Origin of the sequence: Streptomyces coryli (assembly GCF_011044975.1) — a bacterium.
GTDB classification, from domain to species: Bacteria; Actinomycetota; Actinomycetes; order Streptomycetales; family Streptomycetaceae; genus Streptomyces; species Streptomyces coryli.
In genome coordinates, this window is record NZ_JAAKZV010000055.1 from 1 (window position 1) to 19,481 (window position 19,481).

Annotated in this window: 19 protein-coding genes and 1 pseudogene; 10 read left to right on the forward strand and 10 right to left on the reverse strand. The window is 71.7% G+C overall.

Annotated elements, in window-relative coordinates; translation table 11 throughout:
• Positions 1-25: 25 nt before the first annotated feature.
• A complete protein-coding gene (locus G5C51_RS14980; RefSeq protein WP_165237400.1) occupies positions 26-1,342 on the forward strand; it encodes an amidohydrolase in 1,317 nt (438 codons plus the stop codon).
• 170 nt (positions 1,343-1,512) lie between these two features.
• Positions 1,513-2,847 carry a M14 family metallopeptidase gene (locus tag G5C51_RS14985; protein ID WP_165237402.1) on the forward strand — a complete coding sequence of 445 codons (1,335 nt, stop codon included), beginning with the start codon at positions 1,513-1,515 and terminating at the stop codon, positions 2,845-2,847.
• On the opposite strand, the gene G5C51_RS14990 is transcribed toward G5C51_RS14985, so the two are convergent.
• Together G5C51_RS14990 and G5C51_RS14995 are read right to left on the reverse strand one after the other, a co-directional pair.
• Positions 2,829-4,538 (reverse strand): ABC transporter ATP-binding protein, encoded by a 1,710-nt coding sequence (locus tag G5C51_RS14990; RefSeq protein WP_165237404.1) that lies wholly within the window; start codon positions 4,536-4,538, stop codon positions 2,829-2,831. The two genes, G5C51_RS14985 and G5C51_RS14990, sit on opposite strands and share 19 nt — an antisense overlap.
• Positions 4,535-6,280, reverse strand: a complete 1,746-nt coding sequence (locus G5C51_RS14995) for an ABC transporter ATP-binding protein (RefSeq protein WP_420824813.1) — start codon at positions 6,278-6,280, stop codon at positions 4,535-4,537. Before G5C51_RS14995 ends, G5C51_RS14990 begins: the two co-directional genes overlap by 4 nt.
• A 222-nt stretch (positions 6,281-6,502) precedes the next feature.
• Between G5C51_RS14995 and G5C51_RS15000 the strand changes: the two genes are divergently transcribed.
• From G5C51_RS15000 to G5C51_RS15015, 4 genes and pseudogenes are all read left to right on the forward strand, one after another.
• Complete coding sequence (locus G5C51_RS15000; protein WP_165237408.1) at positions 6,503-7,750, forward strand: lipase family protein; 1,248 nt, start codon at positions 6,503-6,505, stop codon at positions 7,748-7,750.
• A 118-nt stretch (positions 7,751-7,868) separates the two neighbouring features.
• Positions 7,869-8,114 (forward strand): annotated as a pseudogene (locus G5C51_RS44285) (TetR/AcrR family transcriptional regulator); the annotation flags it as partial.
• A gap of 103 nt (positions 8,115-8,217) precedes the next feature.
• A complete protein-coding gene (locus tag G5C51_RS15010) occupies positions 8,218-8,547 on the forward strand; it encodes a TetR family transcriptional regulator C-terminal domain-containing protein (RefSeq protein ID WP_276617631.1) in 330 nt (109 codons plus the stop codon).
• 30 nt (positions 8,548-8,577) lie between these two features.
• A complete protein-coding gene (locus G5C51_RS15015; protein ID WP_165237412.1) occupies positions 8,578-9,453 on the forward strand; it encodes a helix-turn-helix domain-containing protein in 876 nt (291 codons plus the stop codon).
• Between the two features lie 12 nt (positions 9,454-9,465).
• Here the strand turns inward: G5C51_RS15015 and G5C51_RS15020 are convergent, their stop codons facing one another.
• Positions 9,466-9,792, reverse strand: a complete 327-nt coding sequence (locus G5C51_RS15020) for a rhodanese-like domain-containing protein (protein ID WP_165237414.1) — start codon at positions 9,790-9,792, stop codon at positions 9,466-9,468.
• Between the two features lie 36 nt (positions 9,793-9,828).
• Here G5C51_RS15020 and G5C51_RS15025 point away from each other — a divergent pair, with 36 nt between their 5' ends.
• Positions 9,829-10,443, forward strand: a complete 615-nt coding sequence (locus G5C51_RS15025) for a TetR/AcrR family transcriptional regulator (protein WP_206313854.1) — start codon at positions 9,829-9,831, stop codon at positions 10,441-10,443.
• Positions 10,444-10,451: 8 nt separating this feature from the next.
• On the opposite strand, the gene G5C51_RS15030 is transcribed toward G5C51_RS15025, so the two are convergent.
• From G5C51_RS15030 to G5C51_RS15040, 3 genes are read right to left on the reverse strand one after another with little or no spacing between them, the layout of a single operon-like run.
• Positions 10,452-10,982 (reverse strand): hypothetical protein, encoded by a 531-nt coding sequence (locus G5C51_RS15030; RefSeq protein ID WP_165237416.1) that lies wholly within the window; start codon positions 10,980-10,982, stop codon positions 10,452-10,454.
• Positions 10,983-11,033: 51 nt separating this feature from the next.
• Positions 11,034-11,318, reverse strand: coding sequence for a putative quinol monooxygenase (locus G5C51_RS15035; protein ID WP_165237418.1), 285 nt, complete (start codon positions 11,316-11,318; stop codon positions 11,034-11,036).
• Positions 11,319-11,326: 8 nt separating this feature from the next.
• Positions 11,327-11,884, reverse strand: a complete 558-nt coding sequence (locus G5C51_RS15040) for a dihydrofolate reductase family protein (protein ID WP_165237420.1) — start codon at positions 11,882-11,884, stop codon at positions 11,327-11,329.
• Positions 11,885-11,930: 46 nt separating this feature from the next.
• On the opposite strand from G5C51_RS15040, the gene G5C51_RS15045 reads away from it, so the two are divergent.
• Complete coding sequence (locus G5C51_RS15045) at positions 11,931-12,425, forward strand: hypothetical protein (RefSeq protein WP_165237422.1); 495 nt, start codon at positions 11,931-11,933, stop codon at positions 12,423-12,425.
• Positions 12,426-12,449: 24 nt separating this feature from the next.
• Complete coding sequence (locus G5C51_RS15050) at positions 12,450-13,286, forward strand: alpha/beta hydrolase (RefSeq protein ID WP_206313855.1); 837 nt, start codon at positions 12,450-12,452, stop codon at positions 13,284-13,286.
• Between the two features lie 8 nt (positions 13,287-13,294).
• Here the strand turns inward: G5C51_RS15050 and G5C51_RS15055 are convergent, their stop codons facing one another.
• Positions 13,295-14,416 (reverse strand): acyltransferase family protein, encoded by a 1,122-nt coding sequence (locus G5C51_RS15055; protein WP_338118152.1) that lies wholly within the window; start codon positions 14,414-14,416, stop codon positions 13,295-13,297.
• Positions 14,417-14,736: 320 nt separating this feature from the next.
• On the opposite strand from G5C51_RS15055, the gene G5C51_RS15060 reads away from it, so the two are divergent.
• Positions 14,737-16,038, forward strand: a complete 1,302-nt coding sequence (locus G5C51_RS15060) for an SGNH/GDSL hydrolase family protein (protein ID WP_165237424.1) — start codon at positions 14,737-14,739, stop codon at positions 16,036-16,038.
• A 17-nt stretch (positions 16,039-16,055) separates the two neighbouring features.
• Here the strand turns inward: G5C51_RS15060 and G5C51_RS15065 are convergent, their stop codons facing one another.
• The 3 genes from G5C51_RS15065 to G5C51_RS15075 all read right to left on the reverse strand — a co-directional run bounded on the left by G5C51_RS15065 (position 16,056) and on the right by G5C51_RS15075 (position 19,377).
• On the reverse strand, positions 16,056-17,231 hold the full coding sequence (locus tag G5C51_RS15065; protein ID WP_165237426.1) for a peptidoglycan-binding protein: 1,176 nt from the start codon (positions 17,229-17,231) through the stop codon (positions 16,056-16,058).
• A gap of 104 nt (positions 17,232-17,335) precedes the next feature.
• On the reverse strand, positions 17,336-18,334 hold the full coding sequence (gap, locus tag G5C51_RS15070; RefSeq protein WP_165237428.1) for a type I glyceraldehyde-3-phosphate dehydrogenase: 999 nt from the start codon (positions 18,332-18,334) through the stop codon (positions 17,336-17,338).
• Between the two features lie 101 nt (positions 18,335-18,435).
• Complete coding sequence (locus G5C51_RS15075; protein WP_165237430.1) at positions 18,436-19,377, reverse strand: LysR family transcriptional regulator; 942 nt, start codon at positions 19,375-19,377, stop codon at positions 18,436-18,438.
• Between the last annotated feature and the right edge of the window lie 104 nt (positions 19,378-19,481).

The window sequence follows — 19,481 nt, forward strand, 5'->3', positions numbered from 1 at the left end:
CTCCCCCACCCTCTAGGAGATACGTATGACTCCCCCTCCCCTCTCCCGTCGCGGCATGCTCGCCGGAGCCGCCGCCGCCTCGCTCGGCGCCGCCTCCTTCGCCCCGGGCGCCGCCCAGGCCGCGGCCAAGGACTCCGGCAAGCCGCAGACCAAGAGCGGCGAGGGCAAGACGGTCGTCTTCCGCAATGTCCGGCCTTTCGGCCAGCAGGAAGCCGTCGACCTCACCGTCATCGACGGCCGGATCACGGACCAGGAAGCGCCCAAGGGCGCGAAGATCGTGGACGGCGGCGGCCGCATCGCCCTCCCGTCGCTCGTCGACGCGCACATCCACCCCGACAAGACGACCTGGGGCGGCGACTGGCTCACCCGCAAGCCGGCCAACGGCATCGCGGACTACTGCGCGCAGGACGTGGAGGTGTTCAAGAACGAGCCGCGCCCGGTCGGTGAGCGCGCCTACGGCCTGATGGCGCACGCCGTCACCCGCGGCACCCGCGCGATGCGCGCGCACGCCGACGTGGCCCCGGCGTACGGCCTGGCCGGCGTCGAGGGCGTCGCCGAGGCGGGCGAGCGGCTCTCGGACGCGCTCGACCTGGAGATCGTCGCCTTCCCGCAGCACGGCGTGATACGTACCCCCGGCACCGACAAGCTGCTGGAAGAGGCGGCCAAGAGCGGCATCGTCGACTTCATCGGCGGCATCGACCCGATCAGCTTCGACAACGCCATGGACGAGCAGCTCGACCTGATCTTCAACCTGGCCGACAAGTACGGCATCGGCGTCGACATCCACCTCCACGACCGTGACGACAAGGGCACCAAGGTCATGGACGGCATCATCAAGCGCACCCGCGCGCTGTCGCTGCGCGGCAAGGTGAACGTCAGCCACGCCTTCTGCGTGCCGAAACTGCCCGCGGGCGAGCTGGACAAGATGGCCGCCACGCTGGCCGACCTGGACATCTCGCTGACCACGGTGTCGCCCAGCGCCGAACTGGTGCTGCCGATCGCGACGCTGAAGAAGGCCGGCGTCCGGGTCGGCCTCGGCTCCGACGGCGTCCGCGACTCGTGGAGCCCGTTCGGCAACGCCGACATGTTCCACCGCACGCACATCTACGGCTGGGTCACCGACGTCCGCATGGACGACGAGCTGGCCGCCTGTTACGACGCCGGCGCGCACGGCGGCTCCGACGTGCTGGGCCTGGACCGCGCGGACCTCAAGCCGGGCGCCCCGGCCGACTTCGTGCTGCTGCGCGGCCAGAACGTGCAGCAGGTCGTCATCGACATGCCGCAGCGCGACATGGTGGTGCACGGCGGGCAGGTCGTGGCCCGTAACGGCGAGCTGGTCTGACGCAACGCACGGACGGCCCGCGGGACTTCCCTCCCACGGGCCGTTCGCGTGCGCACCGGCAGGGCGGCGGGATTACGCCTTGACCGCGCGCCCACCCGGCTCCACGATGCCTCTGTCCGGCGCAGATTGACATGGTCATGATCTTCACTGCCCCGCAGTCAGGAGGAACCATGCGACGCCCACCCCGCGGCACCAGAGCCGCCCTCCTCGCCGCCACCGCGGCACTCGCTCTGGCCGCCCAACTCACCGGCCCCGCCACCGCGGCACCGGATCGCTCCTCGGCGGGCACCGCCGCCGAGGAGGAGACCAGACAGTACGAGATCCACGGCCCGGCCTCCCCGGCCGCCCGTACCGCCCTCGCCAAGACCGGCGTGACGATCGACGAGGTCTCCGACCACGCCGTGGTCGTCAGCGCCGACGCCGCGAAGGCCCGCGAGCTCCGGCAGCTCGGCTACCGGCTGGAGGCGCTCCCCGCGCCGCCCGCGCGCACCGCGGGCAAGGACGCCCGGCCGCTGGACTTCCCGCCGGCCGACTCCCGGTACCACAACTACGCCGAGATGAATACGGAGATCAACCAGCGGCTCTCGCAGTACCCGAACCTGATGCGCAAGCAAGTGATCGGCAAGTCCTACCAGGGCCGGGACATCATCGCCATCAAGATCAGCGACAACGTCGCCACCGACGAGAACGAACCCGAGGTGCTCTTCACCCACCACCAGCACGCCCGTGAGCACCTCACCGTCGAGATGGCCCTGTACCTGCTGCGCGAGCTCGGCGCCGGCTACGCGAACGATTCGCGGATCAAGAACGTCGTCAACAACCGCGAGATCTGGATCATCCCGGACCTCAACCCCGACGGCGGCGAGTACGACATCGCCAGCGGCTCGTACCGCAGCTGGCGCAAGAACCGGCAGCCCAACTCCGGTTCGTCGTACATCGGCACCGACCTGAACCGCAACTGGAACTACAACTGGGGCTGCTGCGGCGGCTCCTCCGGCAGCCCGAGCTCCAGCACCTACCGTGGCGCCGCGGCCGAGTCCGCGCCCGAGGTGAAGCTCGTCGCCAACTTCGCGCGCAGCCGCATCATCGGCGGTAAGCAGCAGATCAAGGCGGGCATCGACTTCCACACGTACAGCGAGCTGGTGCTCTGGCCGTACGGCTATACGTACAACGACACCGCGCCCGGGCTCACCCAGGACGACCGGAACGCCTTCGCGGCGGTCGGCCAGAAGATGGCGGCGAGCAACGGATACACCCCGGAGCAGTCCAGTGACCTCTACATCACGGACGGCACGATCAACGACTACCTCTGGGGCACGCAGAAGATCTTCAGCTACACCTTCGAGATGTATCCGGCGAGCGCCGGCGGCGGGGGCTTCTACCCGCCCGACGAGGTGATCGAGCGGGAGACCAGCCGCAACCGGGACGCGGTGCTGCAGCTGCTGGAAAACGCGGACTGCATGTACCGGTCGATCGGCAAGGAGGGTCAGTACTGCACGACCTGAGTGAGGTCCCAGTACCCGGCGTAGCGCCCGCCCAGCCGCAGCAGTTCGTCGTGGCTGCCCTGCTCCACGATCCGGCCGCCGTCCAGGAAGGCAACCTGGTCGGCGCGCCGGACCGTGCGCATCCGGTGCGCGACCATCACCACCGTCCGGCCCGCCATCAGCCGCTCGATGCCGGCGTGCACGGCGGCCTCGCTGACCGGGTCGAGGGCTGACGTCACCTCGTCGAGCAGCACGATGGGCGCGTCCTTGAGCAGCGCCCGGGCGATCGCGACACGCTGCCGCTCGCCGCCGGACAGCAGCGTGCCGCCTTCGCCGACATGCGCCGACCAGCCGCCGGGCAGCCGCTCGACCACCTCGTCGAGGCGGGCCGCGGCGGCCGCGTCCCGCACCTCGGCTTCGGTGGCGTCCGGGCGGCCGAGGCGCACGTTGTCCTCGATGGTGCCGTCGAAGAGATAGACGTCCTGGAAGACGATGGCGATCCGCGCCATCAGGTCCGCCGCCACCATCTCCCGTACGTCCACGCCGCCGACCCGCACGGCGCCCGCGTCCACGTCGTAGAAGCGGGCAAGCAGCTGCAGCAGCGTGCTCTTGCCCGCGCCCGACGGGCCGACGACGGCGAGCCGCTGCCCGTCCGGTACGGACAGCGACACCCCGTCGGCCACCGTGCGGTCGCCGTGCCGGAAGGTGACGGCGTCGAACTCCACGCCGTGGCCGGCCGGTTGCCGCGGCTCGGGCGGTTCCGGCAGCGGCTCGGTGCGCAACACCTCGTCGAGGCGCACCAGTTCGGCACGGGCGGCGCGCAGGCTGCCGCCGAGCTCGGCGAGCGACAGCAGCGGGTCCGCGCAGCGGGCGGCGAGGACCAGGACCGCGAGCAGCTCGGCCGCGCCCAGGTCCCCGCCGACGGCGAGATACGCGCCCAGGGCGAGGAGCGAGGTGAACGCCGCCTGCACGGTGACCGCGAGGCCCAGCACGCCGGGCAGCGCGGCGAAGGTGGCGCGGCGGGAGGCTTGCTGCAGGTCCGCGAGGGAGTCGTCGAGCAGCTCGAAGCGCTCGGCGGTGCGGCCGCCGGCCCGTAGCACCGGCTGGGCCTGGAGATATTCGATGACGCGGCCGGTGGCGGCCCGTTCGCGGGCGACGCGCTCGGTGTCGGTGGCGGTGGTGGCGCGGCCGGTGCGGGCCTGGATCACGGCAACGACGGGCACGGCGATCAGGGCGGCGAGGCCGAGCTGCCAGTTGAAGGTGAGCATCACGGCGACGATCACCAGGGGCGTCACAGAGGCGGAGATGTAGGGCGCCAGCAGGTGCGCGATCACGCTCATGGCCTGCAGCACGCCCTGGCTCACCAGCACCGACACCTCGCCGATGCGGCCCGGCCGGTACCAGCCGATGGGCAGCCGGGCGAGGTGGTCGCCTAGCCGGTAGTACATGCCGTGCAGCAGCGTGGTCCCGGCGCGGAAGCCGGAACGGTCGGCGACGTAGCGCAGCGCGGCGAAGCCCGCGACCGCGGCGCCGAAGCCCAGCAGCCACGGCCAAGCGTCCCCTGGCTCGCTGCCGAACAGCGCGCGCAGCACGGGCACCAGCAGGGCGTACGACAGCCCCTCGGCGATCGCGGTCGCCGCCATCAGGGCGACGGTGCGGCGCACCGGCCCGGCGCACTCGTGGCCGAGCACGCGCAGCAGCATGGTGATCATCGGGTCTCTTCCCCTTCGGTTACGTCGGCGTGGAGCCGCCAGAACCCGGCGAACTCACCGCCCTGAGCGAGCAGTTCGGCGGGCGTACCGCGCTCGACGATCTCCCCGTCGCGCAGCATCACCACGGTGTTGGCATCGGCGATCGTCTCCATGCGATGGGCGATGACGAGGGTCGTCCGCTCGCCGCGGGTCAGCATCAGCGCCTCCCGTACCGCCGCCTCCGTCTGCGGGTCGGCGAAGGCGGTCGCCTCGTCGAGGACCAGGACGGGGGCGTCGGCGAGCAGGGCGCGGGCGAGGGAGATCCGCTGCGCCTCGCCGCCGGACAGCCGGGCGTCGTCGCCGATCACCGCGTCGTAGCCGCGGGGCAGTTCGAGGATGCGGTCGTGGATGTGGGCCAGCCGGGCGCTGCGGATCACGGCGTCGCGGTCGGCGTGCGGCACGGCCAGGGCGATGTTGTCGGCGACGGAGGCGCGCAGCAGCCGTACGTCCTGGAAGACGAAGGACACCCGCCGGTACAGCTCGCGGCTGCCCACGTCGCGCAGGTCGACGCCGCCGAGGAGTACGGAGCCGTGGTCGGGGTCGAAGAACCGCGGCAGCAGCTGCACCAGCGTTGACTTGCCGCTCCCCGAGGGGCCGACGACCGCGGTGACCGTGCCCGGCTCGAGCACCAGGTCGACGCCGCGCAGCACCTCGCGGTCGGCCTCGTAACCGAAGCGGACGTCGCGCAGCTCGACCCGGTGTCCCTGCGGCGGGACCGGCCGGGCGGGCTCGGGCAGCGGCGGCTCGGCGAGTACGTCCTGGATCCGGCCGACCGCGCGGCGCGCGGTCTGCAGGTCGTCGAAGCCGTGCCCGAGCGCGGCCACCGGCGCCGTCAGCCCGAGGCCGAGCAGCAGGAACGGCAGCAGATCCGCCGCGGCCAGCCCGCCCCCGGTGATCCGCCACGCGCCGCCGACCAGCACCGTGAGCAGCACGAACGGCGGCGACAGCACCACCTGCATCCCGGCGGCGATGCCGGCGAGCCCGCGCACCATCGCGTAGAAGCTGCGGGTGAAGTCGTCCACGGCGGTACGGAACTTGCGGTGCGCGCGGTCGGCGCCGCCGAAGGCCTTCACCACCGCGATGCCCTGCACGAACTCCACGACCGACGCCGAGATCCGGCCCATCGCGGCGTCGAACTCCTTCTGTTCCCGCAGCCGGGTGGGCGTCATCATCAGCGGCACCAGCGCCACGGCGAGCAGCACGGGAATCAGCGTGACCAGCGTCAGCCGCCAGTCCACCGTGAAGAGGTAGACCAGCGAGATCAGCGGCACCACGAACGCCGACACCATCTCCCCTGGCGTATGCGCGATCACCGGGTGCACCGCGCTGACGTCCTCCCCCACCAGCTTCGCCAGCTCCCCGCTGCGCCGCCTGGACAGCCAGCCGATCGGCACCCGCCCGAGGCTCGCGGCCAGCTGCCGGCGCAGGGCCAGCTGCACGCGGGTGTCGAGGAGGTGCCCGACGCCGGACGACGCGGCCGTGAACAGCAGCTGCACGAAGAGCCCGGCCGCGCCCGCGATGACGACATTGCGGACGTGCCCGTGGTCGGCGGGCCCCGGCGCCAGCAGCGTACGGCCGAGCTCGACGACGGCGAGCAGCGGCGCGAGGGCGGCGACGGCGCCGATGACCTGCAGGCCGACGACGGCGGCGAAGCCGCGGGCGTACGGGCGCAGGAGGGGCGTGGTCGTAGGAGTCATGGGCACACCTTGGCCGCCGGGACCGGCCGTTGGATTGGAGAAATGTTCCGGCGGCCTTCGACGGGCTTCCCGGCGCGGCTGACGTCCTTGTCATCGCGGCGACACCCCCGCCGGGCTGGCCTGTCACGGGGCGCGCATCCTTGAGGAACCCCATTGACCGGTTTGCGACCGGTCGGTTTCTATCTCGGGCAGCTCACCCACCACCGTCCACTCGACGAGGAGTGCGCAATGCCCCGAGCCACCCCACGCCGGCGCCCGTACGTCAGGTCCGGCTCGATACTCGCCGTCGCCGGCGTGCTGACGGCGCTGTTAACCGGCCTGCCGCAGGCCGGCGCCGCGGAGGACTTCTACACCCCGCCGGCCACGCTGCCCGCGGGCCGGCACGGCGACATCATCAAGACGGAGCCCTCCCAGTACGCCAACGCCAAATCGACCCGGATCATGTATCTGAGCCGGGACGCGAAGGACAAGGCGATCCCCGTCACCGGCTCGGTCATCGTGCCCAACAAGGCCTGGACGGGCCCCGGCAAGCGGCCCATCGTCGCGTACGCGCCGTTCACCGCCGGCATGGGCGACCAGTGCGCACCGTCCAAGTCCCTGGCCGGGCAGGGCTCGGGCGACATCGCGGCGACGTTCCAGAACGGCTTCGTGGACGCGCTGCTCGCCAAGGGCTTCGCCGTCGCCCAGACCGACTACGAGGGCCTGGGCACGCCCGGCGAACACCCCTATGTGATGCGCCTGTCGGAGGCCCACACCACGCTCGACGTGATCCGCGCCGCCCAGCGCACGGAGGGCAGCGGCCTGCCGGCCGACGGCCCCGTGGGCATCGCGGGCTACTCCGAGGGCGGCGGCGCCGCGGCCTCGGCGGCCGAACTCGCCCCGAGCTACACCCCGGAGCTGGACGTGAAGGGCGCGTACGCCGGCGCCCCGCCCGCGGACAAGGGCAAGCTCGCCAAGTCCCTGGACGGCGGGATGTATATGGCCTTCCTCGGCTATGCGCTGATCGGCATCAACACCGCTTATCCGGAGTCGCAGATCTACGACCAGCTGGCCAACGACGCGGGCCGGAAGCTCTTCGACGAGGCCGCCAAGACCTGCACCATCGACGCGGTGGTCAGATTCATGTTCCGGAACACCGGCGCGCTGACCAAGGACGGCAGGCGGGTCGCCGAGTATCTGAGCCAGCCGCCGTTCGACAAGATCGTGGCCGAGAACAAGATCGGCAATATCAAGCCGGCGATGCCGGTACTGGTCGAGCACGCCGGGCTCGACGACGCCATCCCGGTGGAGAACGGCAGGCAGTTGGCCAAGGACTGGTGCGCCAAGGGCGCGAACGCCGAATTCCGCGACCTGCTCGCACCAACGCCCGTCGGCGGGCATGCCCTGGGCGCCCTGGCGGCGCAGGGGAACGCGGCGAACTGGCTGAACGACCGGTTCGCGGGCAAGTCCACGAGCGGCAACTGCGGGAAGTTCTGACCCGCGGATGATGTCGCGCCGGTGCTGCCGGTCTCGCCGCCTCGCGTCTCGCGTCCCGCGGTGAAGGGCCGGTCGGCAGCGCCCCGGTGGCGTACGCCCCGTCTCGTAGGCCGGCGCCATGGTGGACGACTCGGCGACCGTGCCGCCCGCGGCTGACGCGGCACCGTCGCGTAACGGCCCCAACACCTCACCGCGCCGCCGCACCCAGCAGGAGCGCCGCGAGGCGACCATCGCCCGGCTCATCGACGCGACCATCGACGCCATCACCGAGGTCGGCTACGCGAAGGCCTCCCTCGGCGAGATCTGCGCCCGCTCCGGGGTCTCCCGCGGCGGCCTCTTCCGGCACTTCGACTCCCGGCTCGACCTGATGATCGCCACCGCGGCCGAGGTCGGCAGGCGGCATATCGCCCGCGCGCGGGAGCAGTTCACCGCGGTGCGCGAGCCCACGATCAGGGACGCCCCGGCTGCTGCGGGACCGGCAGCGGGCCACGGAGAACGCGGTGTGGTTCGAGCTGATGGTCGCCGCCCGTACCGACCCGGACCTCCGCGCCCGGCTGAGCGTGACGGGCCGGCGGTTCTTCGCCGAGATCCGCGATGTCGGCCGCATGGTGCCGGGCAGCGAGCTGTTCACCGACGACGAGCTCGAGATGCTGCTCAACACCGTGGAGCACACCTTCGACGGCGAGGCGATCCGCCGCGAGATCGACCCCAGCCCCGAGGCGGAGGCGCGGCGGCTCGACCTGATCTGCGACTTCGCCGAGTTCTACGTCCTGCGCAAGCCGGCCGGCGACGGCTGATACGGGCCCGGCCCCCGTACCATTGGCGGCATGTCGGCTGCCGTGTCCGAGCGCGAATCCGCCGTCGTGTGGGACCTCGTCCGCCCGACGCGCCCCAGCCGCGTGCCGGGCGTCGTCATCTCCGGCTTCCGCGACCGCGGTCCGGCCCCCGTCGACCATCGGCTCGACCCGCACCCGGTGCTGACGCTGGCCCTGGCGTGCGGCGACGGCGCGCCCGTCATCTACGACGACGCCGGGCGGCGGCAGTCGGACAGCCTGGTCACCGGGCTCGGCTTCGGCTCCGGCGGCGCGGCGCGGATCCGGGCCGCGAACGTGGAGTGGCTGCAGGTGCGCCTGTCCCCCGCGATCGCGCGCACGCTGCTGGGCGTGGGCCCGGCGGACCTGGAGCACTCCGTGGTGTCCCTCGACGACCTGTGGGGCCACCGCCGTTCGGCCGTACTCCGCGAGCAGCTGGGCTCGGCAGCCTCCTGGGAGGACCGCTTCGCGCTGGTCGAATCCCTCCTCGCCCGCATGTCCGCCGACCAGCCGGCCATCGACCCGGAGCTGGCCTGGGCCTGGGACCGTATCGTCGCCGACCACGGCCAGGTACGCGTCGAAGGCCTCGCCACCGAACTCGGCTGGAGCCGCAAACGCCTCTGGTCCCGCTTCCACGCGCAACTCGGCATGCCGCCCAAACGCGCCGTCCGCCTGGTCCGCTTCGACCTCGCCGCGACCCGCCTGGCCGTGGGCCAGGACGCCGCCCGGGTCGCGGCCGAATGCGGCTATACGGACCAGTCCCATCTGCACCGCGACGTGGTGGCCTTCACGGGAGTGACCCCGGCCAGCCTGGCCGGCGAAACCCTGGTGGCGGTCGACGACCTCCCGTGGGCGGACCATGTGCCGCGCCTCGCCGACGCTTCTCGCTGACGCGCGTCGTCGTCACAGGGATTCCGTGGGCAGGCCCGCCGCGGTCCAGTCCTGGATGCCCTCGCGGTAGGTGCGGACGTTGGTGTAGCCGAGGGCGGTCAGGCGGCCGGCGACCTGGGTGCTGTTCGCGCAGGCCGGGTTGGCGCAGTACGTGACGATGGCGGCGCCGCGGTCGGGGAGCAGATCCGCGGCCCGGGCGTCGGCCTCGGCCGGTGCGAGCGGGAGGGCGCCGGGCAGATGCTGCTTGGCGTGGTAGTCGCCGCCCAGGGCGTCGACGACCGTGACCGTGCCGGCGTCGATCGCGGCCTTCAGTTCGTCGCGGGTGATGAGGGTGCTCATGTGGAACCTCCAGGAGAAGTGGACTACAGTCCGGTTATGCCTCACGACCGTACCGGACCGCAGTCCGGTTCCGCAACGCCCCTGGAACTTCTGCGTACTCGGCCCCCCAAGGAGCGGGCCGACGCGGCCCGTAACCGCGCCGCCGTGCTGGAGGCCGCGGCCCGGCTCTTCGCCGAGCACGGCGTCGAGGCCGTCTCCCTCGACCAGGTCGCCAAGGCGGCGGGCGTCGGCAAGGGCACCCTCTTCCGCCGCTTCGGCGACAAGTCCGGCCTCGCCACCGCGCTGCTGGACACCCGCGAACGCGAACTGCAGGAGGCGATCCTGTCCGGCCCCCCGCCCCTCGGCCCCGGAGCGCCGGACACCGACCGCCGCGTCGCCTTCGTCGAGGCCTACCTCGACTACCTCCTGGACCACCTCGCCCTGGTCCGGATGTCCGAGACCTCATCCCCGGGCGCCCGCTACCGCATCGGCGCCTACCGCTTCTGGCACCACCACCTCACCCTCCTGCTCCCCACCACCGCCGACCCACAGCACGCCGCCCACGCTCTGCTCGCCCCGCTGGCCGCCGAGCATGTGACCGCGCTGCTCCCGGAGTTGGGCCCCGAGCGGCTACGGGCCGGGCTGGTGCAGCTGGCCCGAGGTGCGGGATAGCCGACGGCTTACGCCGGCGGACCGCCGAGGTGCGGAATGCCGCGGCGCCATACGTAGCGCGAGTGCGCGGAGCACGAGAAGCCGGAGCCTTTCCGAGGTGACCACGTGGCGGCGCGGGCGGTGATGTCGCCCGGCGCTGAGACACGTACGTCCATGCGGCCCGCGGGCGTGAGGCGGGCGCGCCGGATCCGGTAGGCGCGCGCCCGCCAGTGTTCGAGCAGAGCTTGTACGGCCGCGCTGCCGGTGTCGGCCGGCATGCCGCCGGACACCTCCCAGAAGAGCGCGGACTTGGCGCCGTGCCCCCAGCCCGACTGCGGCGAATCGATGGGCACCCAATGCGGCGGGCGCTCCGTCAGGCTGTCACCGGCCGTCTTCGGCAGGGCGCGCCGGATCCCGTCCGTCAGGTCGTCGAGATGCCGGGAGGTGGAGGCGGCGGACCGGGTCGGGAACCAGCTGGCGAGCCAGCTGAGCACCATGTACACGAAGAGCACCAGGTAGAGGAGGCTCAAGTAGATCCACTTGGCGAGTGTTTCCGTCATGCCGGCCAGTCTCCGGCCGTCCGGTCAGGCGGACATGAGCGCGGCTACTCACTACGGGGCCTCAACTCCCGAGATCCGGTACTTATGCACCTCCGCGTCGCGGATCTGCGCCGCCTGCTCGGGTTCCGGGCCCGCGCCGCGGAAACGGGCGAGGTCCTCGTCGGTTTCCCAGCGCTCGTAGACGTTGATCCGGTCCGGCTCGAGCGCGTCCGCCGACAGGGCGAAGTCGAGACAGCCGGCGGCGGCTCGCGCCTGCTCGACGACCTTCGCGCAGCCGGTCAGATAGGCGTCGCGGTCGGCGGCGTCCACTCTCAGCTGCCCGGCGATGATGATCATGGCGCTCCTCACCCTGCGGTTGCGGCCGGGGCCTTGCGCACGTGGAAGCGCAGCATGGTGACCCCGCCCGACTGGACGTTGCTGAACGGTTCCAGGTCGATCCGGTCGAGGCCCGGCGGCGTGAAGCGGACGCCGTCGCCGAGCAGCACCGGCAGCACGTACACCAGGATCTCGTCGACGAGGCCGCGCCGCAGGCACTGGGCGGCCGTGTCGGCGCCGAGGATCTCCAGGTTCTTGTCACCGGCGGCGCGGCGTGCCGTGGCCACGGCTTCCTCGACGTCGCAGGTGAGGAAGGTGACGTTGGGGTCCGGCTCGTCGGGCGGGCGGTGCGTGAGGACGAACTGCGCCCCGCCCTCGTACTCGGGGTTCTCACCGGACATGCGCTTGCCGACCTCGTACGTGCCCCGGCCGATGAGCATGGCACCCGTGGCCGCCATGACCTCCGGGAACGTCGCCGACGTCATGTGCTCGAAGATCCAGTCCATCGTGTCGCCGGGACCGGCGATGTACCCGTCCAGGGACATCACCCTGTTCACGACCACTTTGCCGCCGCTCGCATCCGTCATGCGTCTTCTCCAAGCAGGTGGAGGGCCGGGATCGCATCATAGGTCGGTGAGCAACATCTTCTCCGGCGGCAGCCACGACCTGGACCTGTCCAATGGCGCCACCGCGGTCTTCATCGACGTGCTGATGCTCGCCGTGTCCGATCTCGCGTCCGAGGACTGGGACTTCCGCTTCGCGGCGCTGCTGACCCTGCAGGACCAGAACGTCATGGGGCGCGGTGCCGTCGGGTTCGACCTGGCGGAGTTCGACTGGGGTGCGACGGAGCGGGACCGCGCCCGCGCGAAGGACTTCGTGCTGCGTGCCACAGCACTCGCGGCCGGCGGTCATCGCTGGAGCGAGCTGGGCTACCACCCGCCCCGCGTCCATGACTACCTGCACCGCTTCACGACCATGGTGGAGTCCTTCGCCCCGCCCGCCGGCAAGAGCGCCGCACGCGATTTCCCGGGCCCGGCCGAGGCCGCGATGGCCTCGTGCGTGCGCCACCGCGTCCTCAGCGCACTCCCGCTCTGGGACGGCTGCTTCCTCTGCAATCGGCCGCACTAGGGACCGCGGCCCTATGGTCGAGCCATGGGCATGGGGACGCGCCTGTGGTCGATCGGGTGGAAGCTGCTGGCCGTACTGGTGGTGGTGTGGCTGCTGTTGATGACCGCTGCCTGGTTCTATCAGCGGCACCTGATCTACTTTCCGGAGCGCGGCACACCGCCGCTGCCCGATGTCCCCGGGCTCCGCGAGGTGCACTACCGGACCTCGGACGGGCTGCGGCTGACGGGATGGTTCCTTGCGGCGGAGGGCGGGGAGCCGTATGCCACGGTCGTCGTCGCCAATGGCAACGGCGGGAATCGCGCGGGGCGGGTGGGGCTGGCCGAGGGGCTTGCCGAGCGCGGTTACTCGGTCCTGCTGACCGACTATCGCGGCTACGGCGGCAATCCCGGCTCCCCGAGCGAGTCCGGGCTCACCGCCGATCTGCGTGCGGCCGTGGCGTACGCCGCCGGGCGGCCGGATACGGACCCGCGGCGGCTGGTCTACTTCGGCGAGTCGCTGGGCACGGCCGTGGCCGCGGCGGTGGCGGCCGACCGCCCGCCGGCCGCCCTGGTGCTCCGGTCGCCGTTCCCGGAACTGGCGGACATCGCCCAGGATCACTACTGGTACGTCCCCACCCGCCTGCTCCTCCGCGACCGCTTCCGCACATCGCAGCACCTGTCGGCGTACGACGGTCCCCTGCAGGTGATCGCCGGCACCCGCGACGAGATCGTCCGCCCCGCCCTCACCCGCGACGTGGCCGACGAGCACGCGACCACGTACACCGAGATCGACTCGGCCCACCACAACGACCCGGCGCTCTTCGACAGCCCCGAACTCCTCACCGCGGTCGACCGCTTCCTCCGCTCCGCCATCCCCCGGTGACCGCGTCGTCATCGCCGCAGCAGACCCCGCAGATACGCCGTCAACGGCCGCTCCACCAGGCGGTGGATGAGCCACGCGGCCAGCAGCATCACGGCCACCGTAAGCGGCAGCGTCTGCGCCGCCGGGATGTTCAGGTGCTGGCGCAGGACCAGGATCACCGACCAGCCGACGTGCTCGTGGATCAGGTAGAAGGGGTACGTCAGCGCGCCCGCGACCGTCAGCCAGCGCCAACGGGCGAAGGCCAGGCGGCCGGTGGCGACCAGCGCCATGGCGCCGATGCCGCAGGTCAGCACCGCGAGGATGATCAGCGGCTCGCGGGCCGAGGTGCTCGGGGCGGGCACGTTCTGCATCGCGAAGCCGCTGCCCAGGGCCCAGTTGACGGCGATGACGCCCCACAGGGCCGGGTCGTGGCCGAAGCGGTGGATCAGGTAGAGGGCGAGGCCGATCACGAAGTACGGGGCGCCGTCGGGGACGACGAGGGTGTTCAGGATGTCGTTCTCGGAGCCCTGCGCGATCACCGCCGCCACCGTCCAGCCGCCGCAGAACAGCGTCACCCGCCGTTTGGTCGTGCCCTTCCACAGGACGAAGACCGCGAAGAGCAGGTAGAAGCGCAGCTCCGCCCAGAGGGTCCAGCAGACGCCGAGGACGCGGGGCGTATCGGTGGGCATCTGCAGCATGGTCAGGTTGACGAGGAAGTCGGCGTATCTGGGGATATGGCCATCCACCGGCAGCAGCACCGCGGCGCCTACGGTCAGGAACAGGGCGGCCCAGTAGGCCGGATACAGCCGCACCACCCGCGAGCGGAACAGGTCGCCGACGCTGCGGCCCCAGCTGCTCATGCAGATCACGAAGCCGCTGATGACGAAGAAGATCTGCACGCCAAGGCTGCCGTACTGCCCGATCTGGGTCAGGTGCGGGAAGACGTCGCGCGGCGATCCGCCCCAGGCGTCGGCGACCGGGCCGTCGCGGCCGGTGTAGTGGTACAGGCAGACCATCAGCGCCGCGAGCAGCCGCAGACCGTCGAGTTCGCGCAGCCGGACACCGGGGAGTCTTCGGGGCCCGGTGGTCACCAGCGGAGGCTGGACCTGCGTCGGCATCGTCCGTTTGCTGAGCATTTCGGTCGGTGTCACGCGGGGGCCTCCGGAGCGGGGTGGAACGGTGCCCTCTCCCGGGGCACGGCGAAACGGTTTGCCGGGCAGACGCTAGGTGCCGTTGACCGGTGCACGCTCGGCCGGACGGCGTAGTCAACGCCGAATTCACTAAGTGATCACCGATGAGGACCGGAGTGTTCCGCTTGTTTTCCTTGGCGGGGGAACGACGGGCATGTACATGCCGCAAAGGGGTTGACCCAACCCGGCGGTGATCGCAGACTCGTCCAGGCTCCTTGTCCCCGTTGCACGTGCGCGACCGCAAGAAGCATCACCGCCCGGCAACGGATCAGGAGGCTCACATGGCCAGATCGCGGCTGCACACCGCCGTCGTCGTCCTCGCCGTCACCCTCGCCGCGAGCGCCTCGGCAGCTCCCTCGGCTCCTTCGGCTCCCACCGCGACCTCGGCAGCCTCGGCACCGGGCTCCGGAACGACGGACGGACGATGGTCCACGGCCTGGGCCGGCAGCCCCGTATCCGGCGAGACCTCCACCGCGGCCTGCCCCAGCGCGGACGGGCTGCGTGACCAGACGGTACGTAATGTCGTCACCACGGGCGCGGCCGGCGACCGCATCCGGATCCGGCTCAGCAACTCCTTCGGCAAGGAGGACCTGCGCGTCGGCCACGCCACGGTCGCCCGCCAGGGCGCGGGCGCCGCGCTCGAGCCGGGCAGCCTGCGCGAACTGACCTTCTCCGGCAAGAAGTCCGTCGACGTCCCGGCCGGCGAGGAGCTCTTCAGCGACCCGGTCGACCTGAGCGTCAAGGACCTCGCGCGCCTGTCCATCAGCGTGTACGTGCCGGAGGCCACCGGCCCCGTCACGAACCACAACCTCGGCATGCAGCACAGCTACATATCCGGCGCCGGGGACCATGCGGGCAGCGCCGATGCCGCCCCGTACCAGACGTCCATCACCTGCATGATGCTCGTCGACGGCGTCGACGTGGTCAGCGGCCGCGACGCCGCCGGCACCATCGTCACCCTCGGCGACTCGATCACCGACGGCCACTCCTCCACCCTCAACGCCGACCGCCGCTGGCCGAACAACCTGGTCCGCCGCCTCAACGAACGCCCCGGCGCCGACCCGGCCGTCGCCAGCGCCGCCATCAGCGGCAACGAGGTGCTCGTCGACCGTGTCCCGGTCTACTTCGGCATCAGCGCCCTGAACCGCCTGGACCGCGACGTCCTCGCGCAGAGCGGCGCCAAGTCCGTGATCATGCTGGAGGGGATCAACGACATAGGCGCGGCGAGCGCCGACGCCAAGTCTCTGATCCGCGGCTACCAGCAGGTCATAGACCGCGTGCACGCCCGCGGCATGAAGATCTACGGCGGCACGCTGGTGCCGTTCATGGGCTCCAACGGCAAGTACGGCGGCGACTACGGCTCCGAGTACGGCGAGCGGCAGCGCCAGGCGGTCAACAAGTGGATCCGCACCAGCGGCGCCTTTGACGGGGTCATCGACTTCGACAAGACCGTGCGCGACCCCGCCAAGCCGGCGTACATGCTCCCGGCCTACGACTCAGGCGACCATCTGCACCCGGGCGACAAGGGGTACGAGGCGATGGCGGAGACGATCGACCTGGACATGATCCTCGGCAAGCGCTGAGCTGCTTTGGTGGGCGGCTACTTGCCGCTCTGCAGCGCCTGCCACGTGTTGGCGCCGACGACGCCGTCGGCGGTGAGGCCACGTGCCGACTGGTACGTCTTCACCGCCGACGTCGTATTCGCCCCGAAGGAGCCGTCGATCGTGAGCGCCTTGCCGAGCGCCGCCGTCAGCGCGCGCTGCAGCCGCTTGACCGCGGTGCCGGTCGATCCGCTCTGCAGCGTCGGCGTCGTCCCGTACGACAGCAGCGCCGTCCAGGTGTGCGCCTCGACCTCGCCGGTGGCGGGCAGCCCGATCTTGGTCTGGAAGCCCTTCACCGCGGTCTCGGTGCCGGCGTCGAACTCGCCCTGGTACGACGCGGGATCGAAGCCGGCCGTCTTCAGCAGGCACTGCGCCGCCTTGACCAGGCTGCCGCTCGAACCGGCCTTGACGGCGGTGTAGGCGCTCGCGTCCAGCGAGACCTCGTCACAGGTGGTGTCGGCCTGGATGAACTTCGTCGCGGCGGCCTCGCCGAGCTGGACGGCCTGCGGGTGGTCCTCGTTCCTGGTCACCTTGGTGCCGGGGAAGGTCACGTAGCCGACGACCTTGCCGCTGACGCCGCCGCTGGACGGACTGGGGTTCATGCCCAGGGACTTGGCGGCGGCGTACGAGGCTTCGCCGATGATGCCGCTCGGGCCGCGGTCGCCGATCACGCCGTAGACGACCTTGTCCTGGTAGATGACGGCGCCGACGGTCCCGCAGCCGAGCCCGGAGGCCGCCGGGTCCCAGGTACTGCTCTTCAGCGGGATGACGATGTGCGGGAGGGTGGCGGAGTTCAGCGGCTGGCCGTCGGATTCCACGCAGGCCGTCTGGTTCTGCCACCACGGGTCGGTGTTCTCGTTGCACTCCGCGGTCCGCTTGCCGTCGCAGTCCACATCGAGGTCGGCCGTCCAGAACACGGCACCGCCCTTGCCGCACACCGGAATGTCGCGGGTGCCGCCCGCGTCCTGCGCGTACTTGCCGCTGGAGACCTGCGTGCCGCAGGCCGCGATCTTCGCGCGCAGCTGCTCGGCGGTCGGCCCGGCGAGCGCGGAGTCGGGGGCAGTGAGGGCCGCGTTCGCGGGACTCAGGCCGATACCGGCGAGCAGCGCCGCGACCGCGGCGACGAGCGACAAGAACCGCAGCCGCCGTCCGGCGGGCGTTCTGGATGGCCGCATCTGGATCGATCCTCCGGTGGCCAGGGGGCAGGGGGCGCCCCCTGTGTACGCCACCCCTCCTGCACGCCGGTTGCGCCGCAGTTGCGGCGGCGGCTGCCAGGTGATCAGCCGGCCGCCAGCAGCTCCAGGGTGTCGACGACGCGGTGCGAGAAGCCCCACTCGTTGTCGTACCAGGCGACGACCTTTACGTGCCGGCCGTCGACGCGGGTGAGGGCCGAGTCGAAGATGGCGGAGGCCGGGTTGCCGGTGATGTCCGCGGAGACCAGGGGGTCTTCGGAGTATTCGAGGATGCCGGCGAGCCTGCCCTCGGCGGCTGCGCGGTACGCCGCCAGGACGTCGTCGCGCGATACGTCGCGGGCCACCGTCGTGTTGAGCTCGACGATCGAGCCGACCGGGACCGGGACGCGGATGGAGTCGCCGGAGAGCTTGCCGTCGAGGCCCGGCAGCACGAGGCCGATCGCCTTCGCGGCGCCGGTCGTGGTCGGGACGATGTTCACGCCGGCGGCGCGGGCCCGGCGGGCGTCGCGGTGCGGGCCGTCCTGGAGATTCTGCTCCTGGGTGTAGGCGTGCACGGTGGTCATGAAGCCGTGCTCGATGCCCGCGAGTTCGTCGAGGACGGCAGCCAGCGGGGCGAGCGCGTTGGTGGTGCAGGAGGCGTTGGAGACGATCGTGTGCGCGGCCGGGTCGTACGCCTCGGTGTTGACGCCGGGCGCGAGGGTCACGTCGGCGCCCGCGGACGGGGCGCTGACCAGCACCTTGCGGGCGCCCGCGGCGAGATGCGCGCGGGCGGCGTCGGCGGAGGTGAAGCGGCCGGTCGCCTCCAGGGCGAGGTCGACGCCGAGCTCCTTCCACGGCAGCCGCGCCGGGTCGCGCTCGGCGAGCACGGCGATGCGATGGCCGTCCACCACGAGCGCGTCCCCGTCGGCCTCCACCGGGCGGCCGAGCCGGCCCGCGGTGGTGTCGAAGCGGAGCAGCCGCGCGAGGGTCACGGGGTCGGTGAGGTCGTTGACGGCGACGACCTCGAGGCCGGTGTCGCGCTCCAGCAGGGCACGCAGCACATTGCGGCCGATGCGGCCGAATCCATTGATGGCGATGCGGGTCATGGTGGCGTCCCTTTCGGTCCGGAGGATCCCTTTCAGGGTCGCCCGCGGCCCCGGCCCGTAACAGCGGGAACATCGCCACGAACCGCAAGGATCGCGACACCCTACGGGGCCGGCCGCACCCACGCCGGCGTCCAGACGCCGCTGCCGCGGCGGCCGGGGTAGGCGGCGGTGAGATGGCGCCGCAGGGTGGCCAGGCCGGGGTGGGGGTTGTCCGTGTGCCAGATCAGCGAGTGCGGGTAGACCGGGGTCGGGTCGCGCAGCGGGATGCGGCGCAGGTCGTAGCCGACGGGCCAGACCAGCGGGGTCTGGTCGCTGAGGAAGGTCGCCAGAGTCGTGGAGTCGGCGATCGTGTCGAGCAGCGCCTCCACGCCGAAGTTCGGCCGGCCCGTCACCTCGAGCGTGAAGCCGAATGCGGCGGCGAGCTCGTCGTAGTACGCCGCCCACTCCGTCCCGGGATCGTTGCCGGGCATCCAGATCCGGCAGCCGGCGAGCTGCGCGGGCGTGACCGACTCCTCGCCGGCCAGCGGGTGCCGGTGGCCGGTGACCAGCTGGAGCGGCTCGTCCAGGACCGGCACGGCCTCGATGCCTTCGGGGAGGTGCCGTCCCGGCATGAGCACCGCGCGGAAGGTCGCGTCGATCGTGCCGGACTCGACGGCCTCGATGGCCCGGTCCGCCCCGTACAGGGTGACCACGTCCAGCTCGATGTCCGGATTCGCCCGGTGGAACTCGCGCATCAGCCCGCCCGTCGCGACCCGGCGCCCGACCACGTCGACCCGCAGCGCCCGGCTGCCGGGCCGTACGGACGCCGTGGCCCGCTCGGCAGCCTGCAGCAGGGCGCGGGCGTGGGGCAGAAAGGCCTGCCCGTCGATGGTCAGGTCGGCTCCCCGGGCGGTACGGGTGAAGAGCCGCACGCCGAGCTCCCCCTCCAGCGCCGCGATGCGCTTGGACACCGCCTGCTGGGTGAGCGAGAGGTCGGCCGCGGCCTTCTGGAACTGCCCCGCGTCGACGGCGGCGACGAAGGTGCGGACGGCGTTGAGATCCATGCCGCCCAGCCTATGTCTACAACCATGGGTTGTGGTCACGCGGCGTGTCCGTTGTTTGATCTGCGGGTTTGCGGCTCGCTTTGATGCTCCGAGTCAACGCAGCG